At 65.9% G+C, this 19441-nt stretch carries 15 protein-coding genes and 1 pseudogene; all 16 read right to left on the bottom strand.

Annotated elements, in window-relative coordinates; translation table 11 throughout:
* Window positions 1-214: pseudogene (gene flhF / locus QQK25_RS15860) on the bottom strand (flagellar biosynthesis protein FlhF); the annotation flags it as partial.
* Window positions 215-383: 169 nt separating this feature from the next.
* A complete protein-coding gene (flhA, locus tag QQK25_RS15855; protein ID WP_153159916.1) occupies window positions 384-2471 on the bottom strand; it encodes a flagellar biosynthesis protein FlhA in 2088 nt (695 codons plus the stop codon).
* Between the two features lie 158 nt (window positions 2472-2629).
* On the bottom strand, window positions 2630-3778 hold the full coding sequence (gene flhB / locus QQK25_RS15850) for a flagellar biosynthesis protein FlhB (protein ID WP_284188805.1): 1149 nt from the start codon (window positions 3776-3778) through the stop codon (window positions 2630-2632).
* A gap of 242 nt (window positions 3779-4020) precedes the next feature.
* On the bottom strand, window positions 4021-4326 hold the full coding sequence (locus tag QQK25_RS15845; RefSeq protein WP_284188804.1) for a DUF3135 domain-containing protein: 306 nt from the start codon (window positions 4324-4326) through the stop codon (window positions 4021-4023).
* Between the two features lie 191 nt (window positions 4327-4517).
* Window positions 4518-6485 carry a chemotaxis protein CheA gene (locus QQK25_RS15840; RefSeq protein WP_284188803.1) on the bottom strand — a complete coding sequence of 656 codons (1968 nt, stop codon included), beginning with the start codon at window positions 6483-6485 and terminating at the stop codon, window positions 4518-4520.
* A gap of 37 nt (window positions 6486-6522) precedes the next feature.
* A complete protein-coding gene (gene cheZ / locus QQK25_RS15835) occupies window positions 6523-7380 on the bottom strand; it encodes a protein phosphatase CheZ (RefSeq protein WP_284188802.1) in 858 nt (285 codons plus the stop codon).
* Window positions 7381-7407: 27 nt separating this feature from the next.
* Entirely contained in the window at window positions 7408-7806 is a 399-nt protein-coding gene (cheY, locus tag QQK25_RS15830; RefSeq protein ID WP_079432693.1) for a chemotaxis response regulator CheY, read from the bottom strand.
* Between the two features lie 15 nt (window positions 7807-7821).
* The gene (locus tag QQK25_RS15825) at window positions 7822-8775 is read right to left on the bottom strand and encodes a chemotaxis protein (RefSeq protein ID WP_284188801.1); all 954 of its coding nucleotides are present in this window, start codon (window positions 8773-8775) and stop codon (window positions 7822-7824) included.
* Window positions 8776-8791: 16 nt separating this feature from the next.
* Window positions 8792-9760 (bottom strand): chemotaxis protein, encoded by a 969-nt coding sequence (locus tag QQK25_RS15820; protein ID WP_153159910.1) that lies wholly within the window; start codon window positions 9758-9760, stop codon window positions 8792-8794.
* A 163-nt stretch (window positions 9761-9923) separates the two neighbouring features.
* Window positions 9924-11603: a methyl-accepting chemotaxis protein gene (locus QQK25_RS15815; protein WP_284188800.1), complete on the bottom strand. Its 1680-nt coding sequence runs from the start codon at window positions 11601-11603 to the stop codon at window positions 9924-9926.
* 160 nt (window positions 11604-11763) lie between these two features.
* The gene (locus QQK25_RS15810) at window positions 11764-13512 is read right to left on the bottom strand and encodes a fused response regulator/phosphatase (RefSeq protein ID WP_284188799.1); all 1749 of its coding nucleotides are present in this window, start codon (window positions 13510-13512) and stop codon (window positions 11764-11766) included.
* Window positions 13513-13514: 2 nt separating this feature from the next.
* Complete coding sequence (locus QQK25_RS15805; RefSeq protein ID WP_153159908.1) at window positions 13515-13820, bottom strand: STAS domain-containing protein; 306 nt, start codon at window positions 13818-13820, stop codon at window positions 13515-13517.
* Between the two features lie 63 nt (window positions 13821-13883).
* On the bottom strand, window positions 13884-14978 hold the full coding sequence (locus QQK25_RS15800) for a protein-glutamate methylesterase/protein-glutamine glutaminase (RefSeq protein ID WP_284188798.1): 1095 nt from the start codon (window positions 14976-14978) through the stop codon (window positions 13884-13886).
* Between the two features lie 38 nt (window positions 14979-15016).
* Window positions 15017-15637 carry a chemoreceptor glutamine deamidase CheD gene (gene cheD / locus QQK25_RS15795; protein WP_438696473.1) on the bottom strand — a complete coding sequence of 207 codons (621 nt, stop codon included), beginning with the start codon at window positions 15635-15637 and terminating at the stop codon, window positions 15017-15019.
* Window positions 15621-16454 carry a CheR family methyltransferase gene (locus QQK25_RS15790; protein ID WP_284188796.1) on the bottom strand — a complete coding sequence of 278 codons (834 nt, stop codon included), beginning with the start codon at window positions 16452-16454 and terminating at the stop codon, window positions 15621-15623. The genes cheD and QQK25_RS15790 overlap by 17 nt, the downstream gene beginning before the upstream one ends.
* Window positions 16455-16546: 92 nt before the next feature.
* The gene (locus QQK25_RS15785; RefSeq protein WP_284188795.1) at window positions 16547-19423 is read right to left on the bottom strand and encodes a methyl-accepting chemotaxis protein; all 2877 of its coding nucleotides are present in this window, start codon (window positions 19421-19423) and stop codon (window positions 16547-16549) included.
* Between the last annotated feature and the right edge of the window lie 18 nt (window positions 19424-19441).

Genomic DNA, 19441 nt, shown 5'->3' with positions numbered 1-19441 from the left:
CCGCCACCGGGGCGGGCGCAGGGGCGGCAGCGGCGGCCTGGGCCTGGCTGCGGGCGCGCTGCAGGCTCGCCACATCGCCGGCCGGCAAGGCGAGGATCTCGACGCCGCCATTGGCCGCACGGTTGGCAAGCACCACGGCATCCGGACCGAGGTCGTCCTTCAGCATGCGAAGGGCCTCGCGGGCGGTTTTTGCAAAGTAGCGCTTGACGTTCATGCTCCTGTCTCCGGGGTACGAAGGCTTTCACGGGATCGGCGTGGGCACTTCGGTACGTTTGATTATCCGTAGCCAGCCGTCTTTCGATGGCCGGGAAAAGACAGGTTTTAGGGTGCTATTCCTCCAGCGAACCCCAATGACGCCCATTTCGGGCGTCGTGCAGGCGAGGTCAGGCGGTGGGAGAGATCATCGCCGAGACGCGGATCAGGCGGGTCTCGGGCACTTCGGAGTTGGCCACCACCTTGAGGGTGGGCACGCTGCGGCGCAGGAAGCGCGACAGCAGCCAGCGCAGCGGCGCCGGCACCAGCAGCACCGGCGGCAGGCCGATGTCTTCCATGCGCTGGGCGGCAGCGGCGGTTTCGCGCAGCAGGGTGTCGGCGAGGCCCGGCTCGATGGCGCCGCCTTCCGGCCCGCCGCCGCCCATGGCCTGCATCAGCACCCGCTCGAGGCCCGGATCGAGGGCCATCACCTGCACCTCGCCGCTGCCCGGGAAGAGGCTCTGGACGATCGCCCGACCCAGGGCCTGGCGCACGCGGGACGTGAGTTCCAGCGGATCCTGGACCCGCGGCGCGAACTCGGCCAGCACCTCGACGATGGAGCGCATGTCGCGGATGTTGACGCCTTCGTCGAGGAGGTTCTGCAGCACCCGCTGCACGGTGGCCAGCGGCAGCAGCTTGGGCACCAGGTCTTCCACCAGCTTGGGGCTGTCCTTGGCGATGTGGTCGAGGAGCGCCTGGGTCTCGGCACGGCCGAGGAGCTCCGGCGCGTGGCTGAGGATCAGGTGGTTGAGGTGGGTCGCCACCACGGTGCTGGCGTCCACCACCGTGTAGCCCAGCGCGTGGGCCTGCTCCCGCTGGCTGGCGTCAATCCACACCGCGGGCAGGCCGAAGGCCGGGTCGGTGGTTTCGCGGCCGGCGAGCGGGCCGGACACCCGCCCCGGGTTGATCGCCATGAACTGCCCGGGAAACGCGCTGCCGGTGCCGATCTCGACGCCCTTCAGCACGATGCGGTAGGCGTTGGGCTTGAGCTCCAGGTTGTCGCGGATATGCACCGGCGCGGCAAGGAAGCCGATGTCCCGCGCGAACTTCTTGCGCAGGCCGCGGATGCGCTTGAGGAGCTCGCCGTCCTGGCCCTTGTCGACCATCGGGATCAGCCGGTAGCCCACTTCGAGGCCCAGCACATCCACCGGGGTGACGTCCGACCAGCTGGCTTCCTGGCTCTCGGCCGGCACCACCGGCGCGGCGACAGGGGCCTCTGCCTCTTCGATGGCGGCCTGCTTGATGCCGCCCCGCCAGGCCATGTAGCCCAGCCCGCTGGCCAGCATCAGGAACACGAAGTTGGGCATGCCCGGGATCAGACCAAGGATGCCCAGGATCGCCGCGGTGAGCACCAGCACCTGCGGGTTGGAGAACACCTGGCCGATCACCTGCGACCCCATGTCCCCGTCGTCGCCCACCCGCGACACCACCAGACCGGCCGCCACCGAGATGATCAGCGCCGGCAGCTGGGCCACCAGGCCGTCGCCGATGGTCAGCAGGGTGTAGTTGGTGGCCGCCTGACCCAGCTCCATGTTGTGCTGGAGCACGCCGACGATCAGCCCACCGATCACGTTGATGCCGAGAATCAGGATGCCCGCCACCGCGTCACCGCGGACGAACTTGGACGCACCGTCCATCGCGCCGTAGAAATCCGCCTCCTGGGAGGTCTCGGCCCGGCGCTTCTTGGCTTCCTTCTCGTCGATGAGGCCGGCGTTGAGGTCGGCGTCGATGGCCATCTGCTTGCCGGGCATGGCGTCGAGGGTGAAGCGCGCGCCCACTTCGGCAATCCGCCCGGCGCCCTTGGTGATCACCACGAAGTTGATCACCGTGAGGATGATGAACACCACCAGGCCCACAGCGGTGTTGCCGCCGACAAGGAAGTGGCCGAAGGCCTCGATCACCTTGCCCGCCGCGTCGGGGCCGGTGTGGCCTTCGAGCAGCACGATCCGCGTCGAGGCCACGTTGAGCGACAGGCGCAGCAGCGTCGTGACCAGCAGCACCGTGGGGAACACCGAGAAATCCAGCGGCTTCTTGGTGTACATCGCCACCAGCATCACCATCACCGACACCGCGATGTTGAAGGTGAACATCAGGTCGAGCACGAAGGCCGGTAGCGGCAGCACCATCATCGACAGAACGAGGATGATGAGCAGCGGCCCGGCGAGCGTGCGGATGTTGCTCGGGGCGAAAAGGGTGCGCAGGTTCAGACTACTGTTCATGCTCCGGATGGTCGCTCAAGCGACCTCCGGGGAAAGGGCGGAAGTGAGGGGGAAAGCGGGGGTAATTCGGGGGTGAATCGACGGGGCAGACGACGCCCCGCGCGGCTTTCGCGCCGCCTCGACGGCATCGGCCGGGGCGCCGCCCTGCCCCACGCCTCTCAGGGTGCCGGCTCGCCCGGCCCCGGGTCCATGCCCTCGGGCACCGCGAGGGCGCCGGGCACGTCGGGCGGGAGGCCGCCTTCGGCGATCCAGTGGTTGAGCTGAAAAACCCAGGCCATCACCTCGGCGACCACCGTGTAGAGGGCGGCGGGGATCTGCTGTTCGAGCTCGCAGTGGGCGAACAGCGCGCGGGCGAGCGGCGGGGCTTCGAGAATGGGAACGTTGTGCTCGCGGGCCAGTTCGCGGATCTTGCCGGCGACGACATCGGCGCCCTTGGCCACGACGATGGGTGCGCCGGCCCGATCGGGGTCGTACTTGAGGGCCACGGCGTAGTGGGTCGGGTTGGTGACCACCACGTCGGCGGTGGGCACGTTGCTCATCATGCGACGGCGGGACATCTCGCGCTGGGCGGCGCGGATGCGCGCCTTGATCTGCGGGTCGCCTTCCTGCTCCTTCATTTCCTGGCGCAGCTCGTCCTTGGTCATGCGCAGGCGGCGGTGGTATTCCCACAGCTGGAAGGGCACGTCGATGGCGGCGATCACCGCCAGGCTGCCGACGATCAGCAGGGCAGACAGCAGCACCAGGCTGGCAAAGTCGTCCATGCTGGTGGCGAGCGGCTGGAGCATCAGGGAGAACAGGTGGTCACGCTCCCGCCACACCACCCACACCCCCACGCTGGCCACCAGCACCGACTTGAGGGTGGCCTTCACCAGCTCGGCCAGGCCGTGGGTGGAGAACATCCGCCCCAGGCCCTGCAGGGGATCGAGGCGGGTGAGGTCGAACTTGAGCGCGCTGGTGGAGAACACCCAGCCGCCCATCAGGAAGGGCGTGACCAGCGCCGCGACCACCGAGGCCAGCAGCAGGGGCGCGATGGTGAGGAGTCCGTCGGTGGCGAGCTGGGCGAGCACCTGCTGCATGCCCTCGGGCTCGAAGGCTTTCTGGCGTTCGAAGTTGAGCCCGCTGCGGACGAGCTCCATCATCCGGTGCCCGCCCCAGCGCCCCAGCACATACAGGGCGGCCACACCGACCATCAGCGAGATGAAGGTGGCCAGCTCGCGGGAATGGGGAACCTGCCCTTCCTCGCGGGCCTGCTCCAGTCTTCGCGCTGATGCTGATTCTGTTTTTTCGAGGTCGCTGTCTTCAGCCACGGCCCGCTCGACGGTCGTTCAGATGGTGCAACGATACCGGCTTCCGGTGGCGGACAAGGCGACGAACAGATGGGGATTGGAGGGGTAATTCGAGGGAGTGGAGCGTGGGGAATGGGAAATGGGAAATGGGGCTGTGCTGATAAGTGGTGCGCTGTCGTTTGGCTGCACCCACTCCCCACTCCCCACTCCCCACTCCCCACTTCCTACTTCCTACTTCCTCTTACCCGCTCCCCGTTGGCCGTTCAGGCGGCCTGCCCGCTGGCGAGCAGGTCGCGCAGACCGCTGGTTTCCCGGTGCAGTTCGCCGAGCCTGGCGCTGAGCAGCATCAGCTGGTCTTCTAGCAAGCTGAACAACGCGCGGCTGGCCTGCAGCGGGCTGCCGGCCAGCAGTCGGGTGGCGTCGATGTGGGCCTGGAATTCGGTGAGTTCCTGGGCCTGCTGGGGATGGAGGGCGATGCACTGACGCAGGAGCTGCTCGCGGGCACGAAAGAACCCGGGCGGGTCCTGCTCGGCGAGGTCTTTCCAGTAATCGAAGTCGAAGTCACCCATCTGCGCTCTCCCGGCCCATCCAGGCTCCGGTGCCGGAACGGCAACGGGCGGGGGCGGTCAGGAACGATCCTAACCGAGCCCCGCCCTGGGTCGAGCGGCGAAATTCACGCCATCTTGTTGCAGAGTGTTGCGCTGTGGAGGATGTCTCAGCGCGGGCTTCGTGTCTCCGTTACGTAGTTCTCACTCCGCGATCAGGCCGCGAGGGCCGGCAGTTCGAGGTGGGCGAGGAGCACTCGACGGGAGACGCCGCGGGTGTCGCCCATCGCGCCGAGAAGCTCTTTCATGTCGAGGATCAGCACGATCTGGCCGTTGGACAAGGTGGTGACCCCGGCAACACCCTTCGGACGGAAGTCGTCGAGGGACTTGATCACCGCGTCTTCGCGGCCGGCAAAGCTGTCGATGGCGAGGATGAAGCTCTGCTCGGCGCTCTGCATGAGCACGCCGTATTCGGGCGTCTGGTTCTGCTCCCAGCCCAGCAGGGTCGAGAGCGGCATGATCGGCAGGACTTCGCCCCGCACGACCATGGTGGCGCGGCCGCCGACTTCCTGCACTTCGGCGGGCTCGATCGGGAGGATCTCGCGGACCATCGACAGGGGCACGGCGAAGGGCTGATCGCCCAGACGCACCAGCAGCACCGGGAGGATCGCCAGGGTGAGCGGCAGGCTGATGATGAAGGTGGTGCCCTTGCCCATGCTCGAGCGGATGTCGATGGAGCCGTTGAGCTTCTGGATGTTGGTGCGCACCACGTCCATGCCCACGCCGCGGCCGGACACGTCAGACACCTGGCTGGCCATCGAGAAGCCGGGGAGGAACACCAGGTTGTAGCTCTGGCGCTCGTCCATGGTGTTGGCTTCCTCATCGGTGATGAGGCCCTTCTCGACCGCCTTGGCGCGCAGCTTCTCGGCGTTCATCCCGCGGCCGTCGTCGGCCACCAGGATCACGATGTGGTCGCCTTCCTGGCGGGCTTCGAGGCGGACGATGGATTTCTCGGGCTTGCCGTTGGCGAGGCGCTCCTGGGTTTCCTCGACGCCGTGGTCCACCGCGTTGCGGATGAGGTGGATGATCGGATCGGACAGATCCTCGATCATCGTCTTGTCGATCTCGGTGTCTTCGCCGGAGAGCACCAGCTCCACGTCCTTGCCCAGGTTGCGGGCCAGATCGCGGGCGATGCGCGGGTATTTCTGGAACAGCCGGCCGATGGGCTGCATGCGGGTCTTCATCACCGCGTTCTGCAGGTCGGACACCAGCAGGTCGAGCTGGCTCACCGCCAGATCAAGGGCGTGCAGGGTCTCGGTGTCGCTGCGGCCGTTGAGTATGTCGCTGCGCAGGGCGTTGAGGCGGTTCTTGGTGAGGCCGATCTCGCCGGACAGGTTGAGCACCTGGTCGAGGCGCGAGGTGTCCACGCGGATCGAGTTGTCGCGGGTCTTCTCGGTGTCGCGGCGGCCCACCGGGCCGCTGGCGCCGGGGCGGTCGGAGGCACGGCGGCCGACGGCGGCCTTGATGACTTCCTCTGGCGACTTGCTGGCGAGTTCGGCGTCGCTCTGATGCATGACCACCGGCGCGGGTGCGGGTGCCGGTGCAGGCACGGCCTGCAGCACGGGCGCCGCAGCCGGCGCGCTCGCCGGGGCGCCGGTGACGGCTTCGAGCAGTTCGTTCCAGTCGAGGCCATCCCCGGACAGCACCGGAGCAGGCGCAGGTGCCGGCGCGACGGCGACGGGCGCAGCCGCGGGGGCGGGCGCCGGAGCAGACGATGACGGCTGGCTCAGCTCGCCGGCGATGGCGCGGCGCAGATCCTCGATCAGGTGCGGATCGGCAGCCGGTGGCTGCACGCCCTGCTCGAGATAGCCGAACATGTCGCGCACCGAGCCGGTGGACGACAGGATCACGTCCATGATCTCGGGCGTCACGACGAGTTCGCCGTTGCGCAGGAGGTCGAAGAGGTTCTCGGTGAGGTGGCACAGGGTGACCAGCTCGGCCGCGTTGAGAAAGCCAGCACCGCCCTTGATGGTGTGGAAGCCGCGGAAGATGTCGTTCAGGAGCCCCTTGTCGTCAGGCGCCCGTTCGAGATCCACCAGCTTGTTATCCACACCGGACAGCAGATCCCCCGCTTCGACGAGGAAATCCTGCAGAAGGTCTTCCATCCCGGAAAAATCGCTCATTGCATTGCTCCTTGCGGTCTGGCCCGCGCTCGCCGGCTCAGAAACCGAGACTTTCGAGCAGGTCGTCCACCTGCTCCTGGTTCGATACCACGTCGTCCCGACCGACTGCGCTGATCACCGGACCATTCATCAGACCTTCCGGTGCCTCGGCCTTGCGTTCGGCGGGCATTGCCTCGATGAGCACCTGCAGCAGCTGCTGCTCCAGCCCCTGGGCGAGGTCCACGACCTTCTTGATGACCTGGCCGGTGAGATCCTGGAAATCCTGGGCCATCATGATTTCCATCAGCTGGGCGTTGGTTTCGCGGGTGCCGCTGACCACGCTGCCGAGGAAATCGCGGGTTTCTCCAGCCAGGGCACGGAACTCGTCGGCGCTCATCTGTCGGGCGTAGAGGCGGTCCCAGCGGGCGCGCAGGGTTTCGGCGTCGGCGTGCACCTTGTCCTGGATCGGCTTGGCGATGTCGGTGGCGTTGAGCACCTTGCTCGCAGCCTGCTCGGTCATCTCGGCGATGTAGGCCAGACGCTGGCGGGCATCGGGAATGGCGTGGGCGGCTTCCTGCAGACTGCGGTCGTAGCCCAGTTCGCGCAAGGTATCGTGGAGCTGACGGGTCATCACGCCGATCCGGTTGAATACGTTGTCGCAGCTGTGGGGACGGGCCTCACCGGCAGCAGGCGCGTCGTGGTCGTGTTCGGCGGTGTATTCCTCCGCCACGGTATCGAACAGCGCCTGCAGGTCGTCGTCGTCACCCCCCGCGACGCTGGGGCTGGCGGCAGAACTGGCGACCACTTCGAGGCGCGGCTGGGCGCTCGCGGCGGAGGGTGTTCCGGAGATGCTGTCGAACAGCGCCTGCAGATCGTCGCTGTCACCGGATTCGTCAAATTTGAGACGTTTTGCCATGATGGAACTCCGTGCTGTCGAGGGCCGTCAGGCTGCCTTCTTGCCCATCTTCTCGAAGATCTTCTCGAGCTTTTCGGAAAGGGTTGCCGCCGTGAAGGGCTTGACGATGTACCCGCTGGCACCGGCCTGGGCCGCCGCGATGATGTTTTCCTTCTTCGCTTCGGCAGTGATCATCAGCACCGGCAGGTGCTTCAGGGCCGGCGTGGCCCGGATGTTCTGCAGCAAGGTGAGGCCGTCCATGTTGGGCATGTTCCAGTCCGTCACCACGAAATCGAAGGGCAGCGAGTTGAGCTTCTGCAGCGCGATCTGCCCGTCCTCGGCCTCGTCCACGTTGGTGAAACCGAGCTCCTTGAGCAGGTTGCGGACGATGCGCCGCATGGTGGAAAAGTCATCGACTACGAGAAATTTCATCTTGGGGTCCGACATGTTGTTGATCTCCGTTCAGTCCCGGCAGGAACGCATCAGCAGGGGGCGCAGGGTTTCGGCCAGGACGTCGGCGTCGAACTTGGCGACGTAGGAATCGACACCGACACTCTTGCCCATCGCCCGATTGGCTTCGGACGACAGGGACGAGTGCATGACAACCGGAATGCCTTCGAAGCGGGCATCCGATTTGATGTTGCGGGTGAGCACGTAGCCATCCATCTCGGGCATCTCGGCGTCCACCAGGATCAGATTGACCTCCTCGCGCAGATCGATGCCGCGCTGCTGGGCGTGGCTCGCCATGCCTTCGAGACGGGTCCAGGCTTCCAGCCCGTTGAGGGCGTGCTTGTGACGAACCCCCAGCTTGTCGAGGGTTTCGGCGATCTTCTTGCGGGCCACCGCGGAGTCATCCACGAAGAAGATGTTCACGTCGTGGCCACCTTCGAGGGGATGGATCTGGCCGACCACGGCCTCGCCGAAGGTGCTCGCCAGGATGGTTTCCACATCGAGGATGGACACCAGCTTGCCGTCCTGCAGCTCGGTGATGGCGGTGATGAAGTGGTGGCCGCTGGAGGTGACGTTGTCCGGCGCGCGGACCTTGTCCCATTCGACGCGGATGATGCGATCCACCTCGTGCACCAGGAAGCCCAGGGTGCGCTTGCTGTACTCGGTGACCATCATCGAGCCGCCCAGGGGCTCGCCCGGCACGGCAATGTCCATCACCTTGGCGAGGGCCAGCACGGGGATCACGTTGCCCCGCAGCGAGATCAGCCCTTCCACGCCGGCGGGCATATTGGGGGCCTTGGTGATGAAGGGCGCCCGGGACACCTCGCGGACCTTGAACACGTTGATCCCGAAAATCTCCTGGGTTCCCAGCGAGAACAGCAGGATTTCCATGCGGTTCGAACCCGCCAGCTTGGTCCTGGCGTCCACCGACTCCAGCAACCCGCGATCGACACGATCCATGTTCATCTCGCTCCTCTTTCGCTCACGCGGCCTTGGCCGCACTGTGCTGCGTGATCAGGCGGCGCAGAACCTCCGCCAGCCGCTGCGGCTCGAATTTGGCCACGTATTCATCCACCCCGACCGAACGGCCGAGCTGCTGGTTGGACATGCCCGACAGGGACGAATGCATGATGACCGGCACCCCCTCGAAGCGTGGATCGGTCTTGATCCGCTTGGTGAGGATGTAGCCATCCATCTCGGGCATCTCCACATCGGTGAGGATCAGGGCCAGCATGTCCTTGACCTTGCGCCCGCTGCTGCTGGCATACGAGGCGAGCTTCTCGAGCTCATCCCAGGCCTGACGGCCATTGACCGAACCCACGTAGCGCACGCCAAGGGCGTCGAGAGTCCGCTCGATCTGCTTGCGGGCCACCGACGAGTCATCTGCAAAATAGACCGTGACCGGCTCGTCCGCCACAATCGGTTCGATGCCCTTGAACAGGAACTCGTCGTCGTAGCGGGTGGTCTCGGAGAGCACCTTCTCCACATCCAGCAGCATCACCAGCTTGGGGCCGGGCAGTTCGGTCACCGCGGTGACGAGCCCGCCCAGGTTGGCGGTGAGCATGTCGGGCGGCACACGCATCTGCGACCAGTCGAGGCGCAGGATGGTATCCACCGCCTCGACCAGGAAGCCCTGGGTGTGCCCGTTGTATTCGGTGACGATCATGATGTCGCGGGGGGTATCGATGCCCATCCCGGCATACTTGGCCAGGTCGACCACCGGCACCAGCACGCCCCGCAGGCTGACCATGCCTTCGACCGACGACGGCATTTCGGGCGCGGCGGTGATCGGCGGCGTGCGCATCACCTCGCGCACCTTGAAGACGTTGATGCCGAACGTCTCGCGCCGGCCGGTGCGTGAATCCAGGCCAAGGGTGAACAGCAGGATTTCCAGCTTGTTGGTGCCCGCCAGCCGGGTACGCGCGTCAATGTTCTTGAGAAGTTCCGACATCACTCGATCTCCGTCGTGGACCGCCTGCCACCCTGATGGGGCAAGCTTCGACTTGAAATAAATATCGGCGGGGTAAGAATAATCTTGAGGCTGGGAAGCGCCTCTTCGAGAGCGGCCGCAGCACCCGCGCGCCCCCGCAGGACGCGTCATGCCGCACCGCGCGTCAGGCCCTGTAACCGATCCGGAAACCGCCCCAGTGGCGGCCGTTCACGTAAATCGGCGCAGAGATGTCGTGCATGATCTCGCCGGTATCACGGCGGTAGGTCTGGATCAGGAAGGGCATCTCGTTCTTGCCGCACTGCTTGCCCACCGGATCGTCGAAGATCCGCTTGGTCCGGCTGCCCACGATGTCCTTGTTGTAGTCACCGGTGAGCGGCTGGCAGAAGCGCTTGTTGTGGGTCGGCACATAGCCGTTGCGGTCGGTGCCGATGGCATAGACCATCTCGCCGTTGCCGTCCAGCAGGCGCTCCTGGAGGCTGGGGAAGAGCCGGTCGGTGAGCGCATCGAAGCGGGTGCTGTATTTCTGCGGACGGGTGCTGGGGATCGGCTTGTAGGCTTCGTCGAACAGGTCGGCCTCGCTGATCTGCCCGCTGGCGACCGCCCGCTCGAGCATCTCGCTGATCTGGCGGGAGGCTTCGCGGACAATGTCGGGCATCTTCTTGTGTACCACCATCGCCTGTTCGCCCGCCGGCCCGAGCTTGAAGACGCGGCGGATCTCCTTCAGGTTCACCGCCAGATCACGCAGGCTGGTGGCCTCGGCGAGGGTTTCCCGCGCGCCTTCCGAGTTGTGGCCGGCCATCTCCATGATCTGCCGCACGTGGCCGGCGATCTGCTCGGCCTCGTGGCTGTGGGTGGTGATGGCGACGGCGATCGCGTCGATCTTCTCCATCGTCTGCAGCGCGCCCTGGTTGATCTGGTCCAGCGAGCTTGCTGCCCGACGCGCCAGGTCGGCCCCGGCGTGGGCCTGCACGCTGCCCACGTCGATGGCGGCGATGGCACTCTTGGTCTCGGACTGGATCGCCGAGATCATGCTGCCGATCTCCCGGGTCGCCGACGAGGTGCGTTCGGCAAGCTTGCGCACTTCATCGGCCACCACCGCGAAGCCACGCCCCTGCTCGCCGGCCCGGGCGGCTTCGATCGCCGCATTGAGCGCCAGCAGGTTGGTCTGGTCCGCAATCTCGTGGATCACCTTGACGATGCCGCTGATGGCCTCGGAGCGCTCGCCCAGCGAGGCGATCACCCGGGCCGAATCGGCCACCGAGGCAGCGATGCGCTCGATCTCCCGCGAGGCGCTGGTCGCCACCTCGCCGCCCTGCACCGACAGCTCCCGCGCCGCCTGGGCGTTGGCCGCCGTCTGGCTGGCGTGGTCGGCCACCGCATTGACGCCGGCGGTCATCTGCTCGATCGCCACGGCCATGCTCTCGGCCGCGTCGCGCTGCCCGGAGGAGCCTTCCGCCACCCGGCCGGCGTAGCCCGACAGCAGGTCGGCCGCCTCATACACCCGCTGGGCGTCGAAGATCACCTTGCCGACGATGCCCTGCAGGCTCTCGATCAGCTCGTTGAAGACCAGCTCCACCTCGCCCACGTGGCCGCCGGAGACCGGCGCGCGGCGGGAAAGGTCGCCATCCCGTTGCATCGCCCGGATGGTGTCACGCATCTCGCCCAGGGGCTGCACGAACAGCACCCGACAGGCCATGATCGTCGCCACGCCGATGAAGACCCCGAGGGCCACGCTCACGCCCACGAAGCCGGCCGTCAGCGGAGCCCCGAAGGCCAGCCCGGCTCCCGCGGCACCAATGGCTGCGCACGATCCGATGGCGCCTGAAACAAGTTGAACTCGCATGATGTCCGGCCACTCCCCTGTCTCGAACGAAGACCGGACAGCGCAGCGCGCTACCGGCAACTCGACGGGCAGCCCGGTTGGGCGGCCCACAATATCGACGTTCTTATCGACAGGCCCCCGGGGAACTTAAGGGAGACCGACAGGAGAGACACCGCCGGCGCTACTTGAGCCCGTCGGCGCCCCGTTCGGCAAGGCGGAAGACCACGTCCACCCGGTTGCCGGAACCGCTGTAGCGCACGTCCTCGCAGACCCGCAGCAGCAGCGGAATGCCGCGGCCGTGGCCCTTGAGCATTTCTTCGGTGGTCGGCTCGCGCATGGCTTCCGCCACCTGCTGCTCGTGGTCGAAACCGGGGCCGGTATCGACGCAGCCGATGTGCAGCATCGGCGCCCGGTCGAGGCTCTGACGCAGGGTCAGTTCGAACTCGACCGCCCCCACCGCCAGCCGCGAGAGCCGGCGGGAGCGCTCTTCGAGAAACACGTCCATGCCCTCCGCCCCGACCTTGAGGGACGAAGGCAGGCGCAGCAGGCCATGATCCAGCGCGTTGTTGAAGAGTTCGGACAGCACCAGGAACAGGCGCCCGGTGAACGGCCGCACGCCCTCGAACTGCTCGATGGCGCCGAGGATCAGCGGCACCGCGTCGAGGCGCTTGAGGTCGGTCGCCCCCAGGCGCAGCACCAGCCGCCAGTCGCTGGTGTTGAACGGCGCCACCGCCTCGCCCGGCAGCTGGCTGGGCACCCGGCTGGGGGAGTCGGCCAGGGCGATCTGGGCGATGGAGATGTCGTCCCGGGGCGGGTTGCCGCCGGTGAGCTGATGGACGATGTCGATGAGACGCGGCAGGCGGGCATCGGCTTCAAGCCCTTCGAGCGCGCCCCCGAGCCCTTCGACGCCCAGGGCCGCGCCCTCGGCGTCCTCCTGCTCGATGAGGCCGTCGGAGAACAGCAGCAGGTGGTCGCTGGGATTGACGACGTGGGTGTCGACGGTGCCGTCGAACTCGTCGTCATCCACCACCCCGAGGGGAAAGTGGTGGCGGTTGAAATGGATGCGCACTCCGCCATCCGGACGCACCAGCAGCGGCCCCGGATTGCCGCCGTTCCAGACGGTCACGTAGCGCTCACGGAAATTGACGGCGACCAGGGTGGCCGCAATGAAGCGATCAACCGGCAGCAGCGCGCGCACCTTGCTGTTGATCTCGCGGGCGATGGCGTCGATGCCGAAACCCCGCTCGGTCATCCGGTAGAAGGGTGCAGTCACCGGCAGCACGTTGAGCGACGCGGCCAGGCCATGACCGGCGCCGTCGGCGAGGAGCACGTGGAGTACGTTGGCGGGGGTTCGGGCGGCGGCGATCAGGTCGCCGGAGAATTCGGCCGCCGAGGCGATGAAGTGGGACAGCGCAGGATCGCCCAGGGCCTCGCGGTTGATCAGGCGCTCCATCACGAAGCGCGCCAGCCGCTGCTCTTCTTCCTGGAGGCTGCGGTAGCGGGCGAGCTCGCGGTTGCGCGCCTCGGCCTGCCGCTGCATGGCCTTGAGCCGGAGGATCACCCCGAGCTTGGCGCGCAGCATTTCGCGGGAGGCGGGCTTGCAGAGGTAGGCGTCGGCGCCCGCTTCGAGGGCACGCATCTGCGTCGCCTCATCCAGGCTGCCGGTGAACACCAGGCTGGGAATCCAGCTGCCGTCGGTCCGCATCCGGACCGTCTGGAGCAATTCAATGCCGTCCATGCCGGGCAGGCCGACATCGGTCATCAGAACGTCGGGGTAAGCCCGGGCGATGTGCGCAAGCGCCTCTTTGGCCGTGCTGACACCAGCGACACGGTGACCAAGGGCCACCAGATCCCGACGGATCAGGAAAAGATCGTCGGGATTGTCATCTACAACAAGAATGAAGAGGGATTCGGGGTCTTGCTCGGCCACCGCTACACGATCGGGAAGAGCTTGCCGAAGTTGGCGATGTCCAGAACCTGCCGCACGCTGCCACGGGCATTGGCCAGGCAGACAGTCTTGCCGGAGGTCTTGGCCTTGTCGCGGAGCATCAGCAGCATGCCCAGCGCAGAACTGTCGAGGTAGGCGACGTTGCCGAGATCGACGGCGACCTCGGTGGTGCCGGGGCTGCCCAGGGCCTTGTCCACCGCATCGCGGAATTCCCGGTGGGAGTTGAAATCAAACCGCCCGGAGAGCTGAATCCTGGCCTGACTCTGCTGGGTGCTGACGCTGGTATCCATTTCTAGCCTCTAATTGTACGTTCTACTTACCACATCACCGGCTCGCGCCGGCCATCGCTCAATTCATGCCCTCAGACCCCGGCGTTCGATCCCGCGCAGACGGGAGATCACACGTTGCCCGATTTCCTTCAGCGGCGCCACATCATCGAGGGCGCCGATGGCTGCCGCTTCACGCGGCATGCCGTAAACCACGCAGGATTCCTGATCCTGTCCGATCGTCCATGCGCCGGCCTGCTTCATGGCCAGCAGCCCCTGGGCGCCATCCTTGCCCATCCCGGTGAGGATCACCCCCAGCGCATTGGCCCCGACCTGTTTGGCAGCCGAATGGAACAGCACATCCACCGCCGGCCGGTGCCGGTTGACCGGCTCCGACTGGGCGAGTTCGCAGACATAGCCGCCCACCACGCGCCGCAGCGACAGGTGCGAGTGCCCCGGCGCCAGATAGGCGGTGCCCGGCAGCACCTTCTCGCCATGCTCGGCCTCCTTGACCCGCATCTGGCACAAGCCATCGAGGCGTTTCGCGAAGGACGCGGTGAACATCTCCGGCATGTGCTGAACGATCAGGATTCCCGGCATTTGCCCGGGCAGAGAACATAGCACTTCCTTGATGGCCTCGGTGCCACCCGTCGAGGCCCCGATCAGCACCAGTTTCTCCTGCAATACCCGTTCAGGAAGGTTTCCGCCCCCCCCGCCAACACCCTCGGAAGGCTCTCGCAGCAAGGGTTTCGGTGCTGTCACAGCTCTTAACGGCACACGGGGCCTTGCGCCATACGCGGCCCGGACCTTTTCACAAATTTCTACACGATAGTTCTCTATTCCGGCCGTCGAGTCCAGTTTCGGCTTGGGCAGGAAATCCACCGCGCCCAATTCGAGCGCCTGCAGCGTGGCTTCGGAACCCCGCTGCGTCAGGCTAGAAATCATCACGACGGGCATCGGCCGGAGCCGCATCAGACGCGCGAGGAAATCGAGCCCGTCCATTTTGGGCATTTCGATATCCAGCGTCAGCACGTCCGGATTGTGCGTCTTGATCATTTCCCGCGCGACGATGGGGTCGGGCGCAACGCCAACCACTTCGAGATCGGACGCGGAATTGATGACCTCTGACAGCATGCTCCGCATCAGCGCGGAGTCGTCGACGATTAGAACCTTGATTGCCATGCTCTGTTTCCAGTATCGAAACCGGTGCAAAAACCCGGTCAACCAAATAGCTCGACGTCGCCTTGCACATTGTCGCGTCGAAGTCGGGCTTCATATTCGCGCTCGCGAGCAACGAGCGTGTCGTTTTTCACGCGAACCAGTTTTTTCATCATGACCCGCCCGCTAGCCGGAAAGAAGTACACCTTGCGGGGGTAGATATCGAGCAGATCCTGCGCCACGATGGGGATCCGCTCGGTGTCGAGATAATCGAGAACGAATTGCGCATTCTTCTCTCCCACCTGCGCCTGGGTCAGGCTTGCCAATACCTTTCCGCCGCCAAATACCTTGGCTTCGAGACTGCTCCGGCGCGCCCCCAATTTGAGCAGATGGTTCAGCAAGACCTCCATTGCATAAGCGCCGTAGCGGGCCGAGGTGCTGAGCATTCCCGAACCCTCATTCGTTTCCGGCAGCATGAAATGGTTCATGCCCCCCAGCCCCTTCTCCCGATCGCGGATGCACGCGGTAACGCAGGACCCCAGCACGGTGACCAGCAGGATGTCGGACGTGGTGACGAAATATTCGCCCGGCAGCACCTTTACCGCGTCGCAATCAAAGGTTCGGTCGAAATAGCGATTGGTCGCCAGATGTTCCACATAGCCGGGATCATCGGTCACGGGCATCCGTCCTTTCGTAGACCGTCCGGCCGAGCGACCGGAATAGATCGGCGGCGTGCAGGAAGCTTTCGGAGTGGCCGGCAAACAGCAGGCCGTCCGACTTGAGCAAGGGCACGAAGCGCTTGAGGATGGTGTGCTGGGTCGGCTTGTCGAAATAGATCATCACGTTCCGGCAGAACATGTAATCGAAAGGCCCCTGCAGCGCCCAGTGGGTATCGAGCAGGTTGATGCGCTTGAATTCGATCAGCCGCTGCAGCTCGGGCCGCACCCGCGCCAGCCCGGCCTGGGCGCCGGTGCCCTTGAGGAAGAAGCGCTGCATCCGCTCCCGCGACAGGCGATCGACCCGGTCGAGGCCATACACGCCCTTCCCGGCGGTGGCGAGCACGTTGGTGTCGATGTCGGTGGCGACAATCTGCACCGGCGGCGTCATCGTGTTGAAGGCTTCGCAGGCCGTGATTGCCAGGCTGTAGGGTTCCTCGCCGGTAGACGCCGCGCTACACCAGATCCGCACCGGGCCGCGGCCGGCGTGCTTCTTCAGGCGCTCGGCGAGGATGTCGAAGTGATGGGCCTCGCGGAAGAACGAGGTCAGGTTGGTGGTGAGGCTATTGACGAAGGTTTCCCATTCGTCCGGCTCCCGCTCGGCCCGGTCGAGGTATTCGGCGAAGGTCCGGTCGCCCCGAGCCCGCAGGCGCCGGGCCAGCCGGCTATAGACCATGTCCTGCTTGACCGGCGACAGGGAGATGCCCGCGTGCTTGTAGATCAGCGCACGGACCCGTTCGAAGTCTGCGGGGGAGAAAGCGAACTCCCGCTCCGGTTGGGCCATGCCCGTGGAAGCCGGGCGGGCTGCCGGCCGGGGCGCTGTGCTTGCCGACAAGGGCCGGTGTGCTGTGAGTTTTTCAGTCATTGCCGGGCTCTTCAGAATTCTTCCCACTCGTCATCCATGTCACCGCCAACGGCGACATTCGCTTTGCGCACCTTCGACACCGGCGCAACCACTGCCTTCGGCGCCGGCCGTGCGGGGCGCTCGGGCAGGCGGGCGACGTTGTCCGGCACGACGGCGGAAGGCGCGCCCCCCGCGCTCAAACGGAACATCGAGACGGCGCGGACCAGCGTGCGGGCCTGGTCCTCCAGGCTCTCCGCTGCTGCGGCGGCCTCTTCCACCAGCGCGGCGTTTTGCTGGGTCACCTCGTCCATCTGGCCGACCGCCTGGGTCACCTGCTCGATACCGCCGCTCTGCTCCTGGCTGGCCTCGGAGATATCCGTCACCAGCACCGACAGGCGCTGGAAGTTCGTCACCACTTCCTCCATGGTCTGCCCGGCTTCATTCACCAGCTTGGCGCCGTCTTCCACCTTGTCCACGCTGTCGGCGATCAGCGCCTTGATCTCGCGGGCGGCCTGGGCGCTGCGCTGGGCGAGGCTGCGCACCTCGCTCGCCACCACCGCAAACCCACGGCCCTGCTCGCCGGCGCGGGCGGCTTCGACCGCCGCGTTGAGGGCCAGGATGTTGGTCTGGAAGGCGATCGAATCGATCACGCCGATGATGTCGGCGATCTTCTTGGAGCTTTCCTGGATCGAACCCATGGTGCCGACGACGCGATTGACCATCTCGCCGCCCTGCTCGGCCACCTCGTTGCTGGAACTGGCCAGCTCGCGGGCCTGGCGGGCGTTGTCGGCGTTCTGTTTGACGGTGGCGTTGAGCTGTTCCATCGAGCTGGCGGTCTCTTCGAGGCTGCTAGCCTGCTCTTCGGTACGGGCCGACAGGTCGGAGTTGCCGGCCGCGATCTCCTGGGCCGCGGTGTTGATGGATTCGGCGGCCTCCTTGATCTGGCCGACCACTTCGCGCAGACGCTCGACGGTGGTGTTGGTGTCGTCCTTGAGCTGGCCGAAGGTGCCGCTGTAGTTGGCGTCGATCTTTTCGGTCAGATCGCCCCGGGCGATGGCGTTCATCACGCGGCCCAGATCACCCAGGCTCGCGGCCACGCCTTCCATCAGGCGGTTGAGGCCATTGGAGAGATCGAGGAAGAAGCCGGTCTTGCCGGTGCTTTCCAGCCGCGCCGAGAAATCGCCGTCGGCGGCAGCCGAGACGATGGCCTGCACTTCACGCTCGGCAGCCAGTTCGTCGGTACGGTCACGCCATTCGCCAACCGAGCCGAGACGTTCGCCGCTTGCACTGAAGACCGGGCTGGTCACCACGTCGAAGGTCCGGCCGCCGATCACCATCTGGGTGCGGGCCGTCTCGGTCAGTGTGGCAAGCCGGCGCAGTGCGGCGTCGGGATCGGGATAGAGCGTGCCGATGCTGCTGCCGATGAAGTTGTTCGTGCTGAAGCCCGGGGCGTACTCGCGGATCCGGTCCTCGATCCCGGCGATGGTCTTCAGCAGCGCCGGGTTGGCGTACAGCACCCGACCATGAACATCGGCGATTCGAACATTGGTCTCCACGGTGTCCAGGCCCACCTTGATCTGCGCCATCTCGTCGGAGACGATCTTGGCCTCGGCCACGTCGTAGCCCAGACGAACCTGCATGGATTCAAGACCATCGAGCACCTGGCCGATTTCGTCCCGGCGGCCAGTATCGACAGCCGACTGGAAGTTGCCCTGGGCGATCTGCTGGAACACACCGACCGCGCTCCTGAGCGGACCGACGATCCGGCGGACCAGCCACCACACCAGCACCAGCGCAAACAGCACCGACAGCACCACGCCGGCAATCGTCAGGTAGAGCGTCTTTTGATACTGGGCGACGGCCTCATGACGCTGCTGGTCGGCGCGGGTGAGCATGTATTCCTGAACGCCCCGGGCCGCGACACGGGCCGCGTCGAAGTGGGCCGCCAGCTCTGTGGCGACGATGCGGTTGGCGTCGTCGAACCGCCCGGCAGCAAGCGCCTCACGGGCGGGGGTCAGCCCCTTGGCGATCAGCCCCTGACGGGCTTCGCCGAATTTGGCGAGCAGGCCCTTGAGCTCCGCCGTGCGGGCGTAGTTCTCGTCGCCATAGACGTTCCACAGCGCGGCCGCCTCGGCCATCGACTTGTCGAGCGCGGCCAGGTGTCCGTCGAGGGTGTGGGTCAGCGTCTTGCTGGCCGGATTGTCCGGCGCATGGACAAGGCCCAGCAGGATCTGCGAGCGGGATTCGGCAATGGCGTTCTCGACCCGCGCAATATCGATGGCAGGCTTCAGACGCCGCTCGTAAGTCTGGCTGATGGCCTCATCGGCTTCCGACAGCTTGGCCATCCCGATGTAACCCTGGGCCACGACGATGATCGTCATCAGCGCCATGGACATCATGATCGCGCTGCGCACCTTCATGCCCGACAGGAGATGCTTCACCGGCCCGAACACCCCGTCACGAACGACGCGGCCATCGCGGATCTTCATCCCGCCCGCCTTGCCCTCGCGGAACAGGGCATAGGCCGCCTCGGCCGCCTGGATCTTGTCGCGGGAGGCCTTGCGGCGCACCGACATGTACCCGATGGTCTGGCCGTTCTCGACGATCGGCGCAGCATGGGCCTCGACCCAGTAATGGTCGCCGTTCTTGCAGCGATTCTTCACCAGGCCCACCCACGGCCGGTGTTCCTTGAGGGCAATCCACATGTCCGCGAAGGCTTCCACCGGCATGTCCGGGTGTCGGACGATGTTGTGCGGCCGGCCGAGCAGCTCGCTCTCGGAGAAACCGCTGATCTCGATGAAATCCCGGTTGATGTAGGTGATCTGCCCCTTCAGATCGGTCTTCGACACGATCAGCGAGTTCTCGGACAGCTCCACCTCATGCTGGGTGACAGGCATGTTGATTTTCATTTCTTGTTCCTTCTGTAC

Origin of the sequence: Zoogloea oryzae, from assembly GCF_030161255.1 — a bacterium.
Lineage (GTDB): Bacteria > Pseudomonadota > Gammaproteobacteria > Burkholderiales > Rhodocyclaceae > Zoogloea > Zoogloea oryzae.
This window is presented reverse-complemented; position numbering and strand designations above follow the sequence as displayed.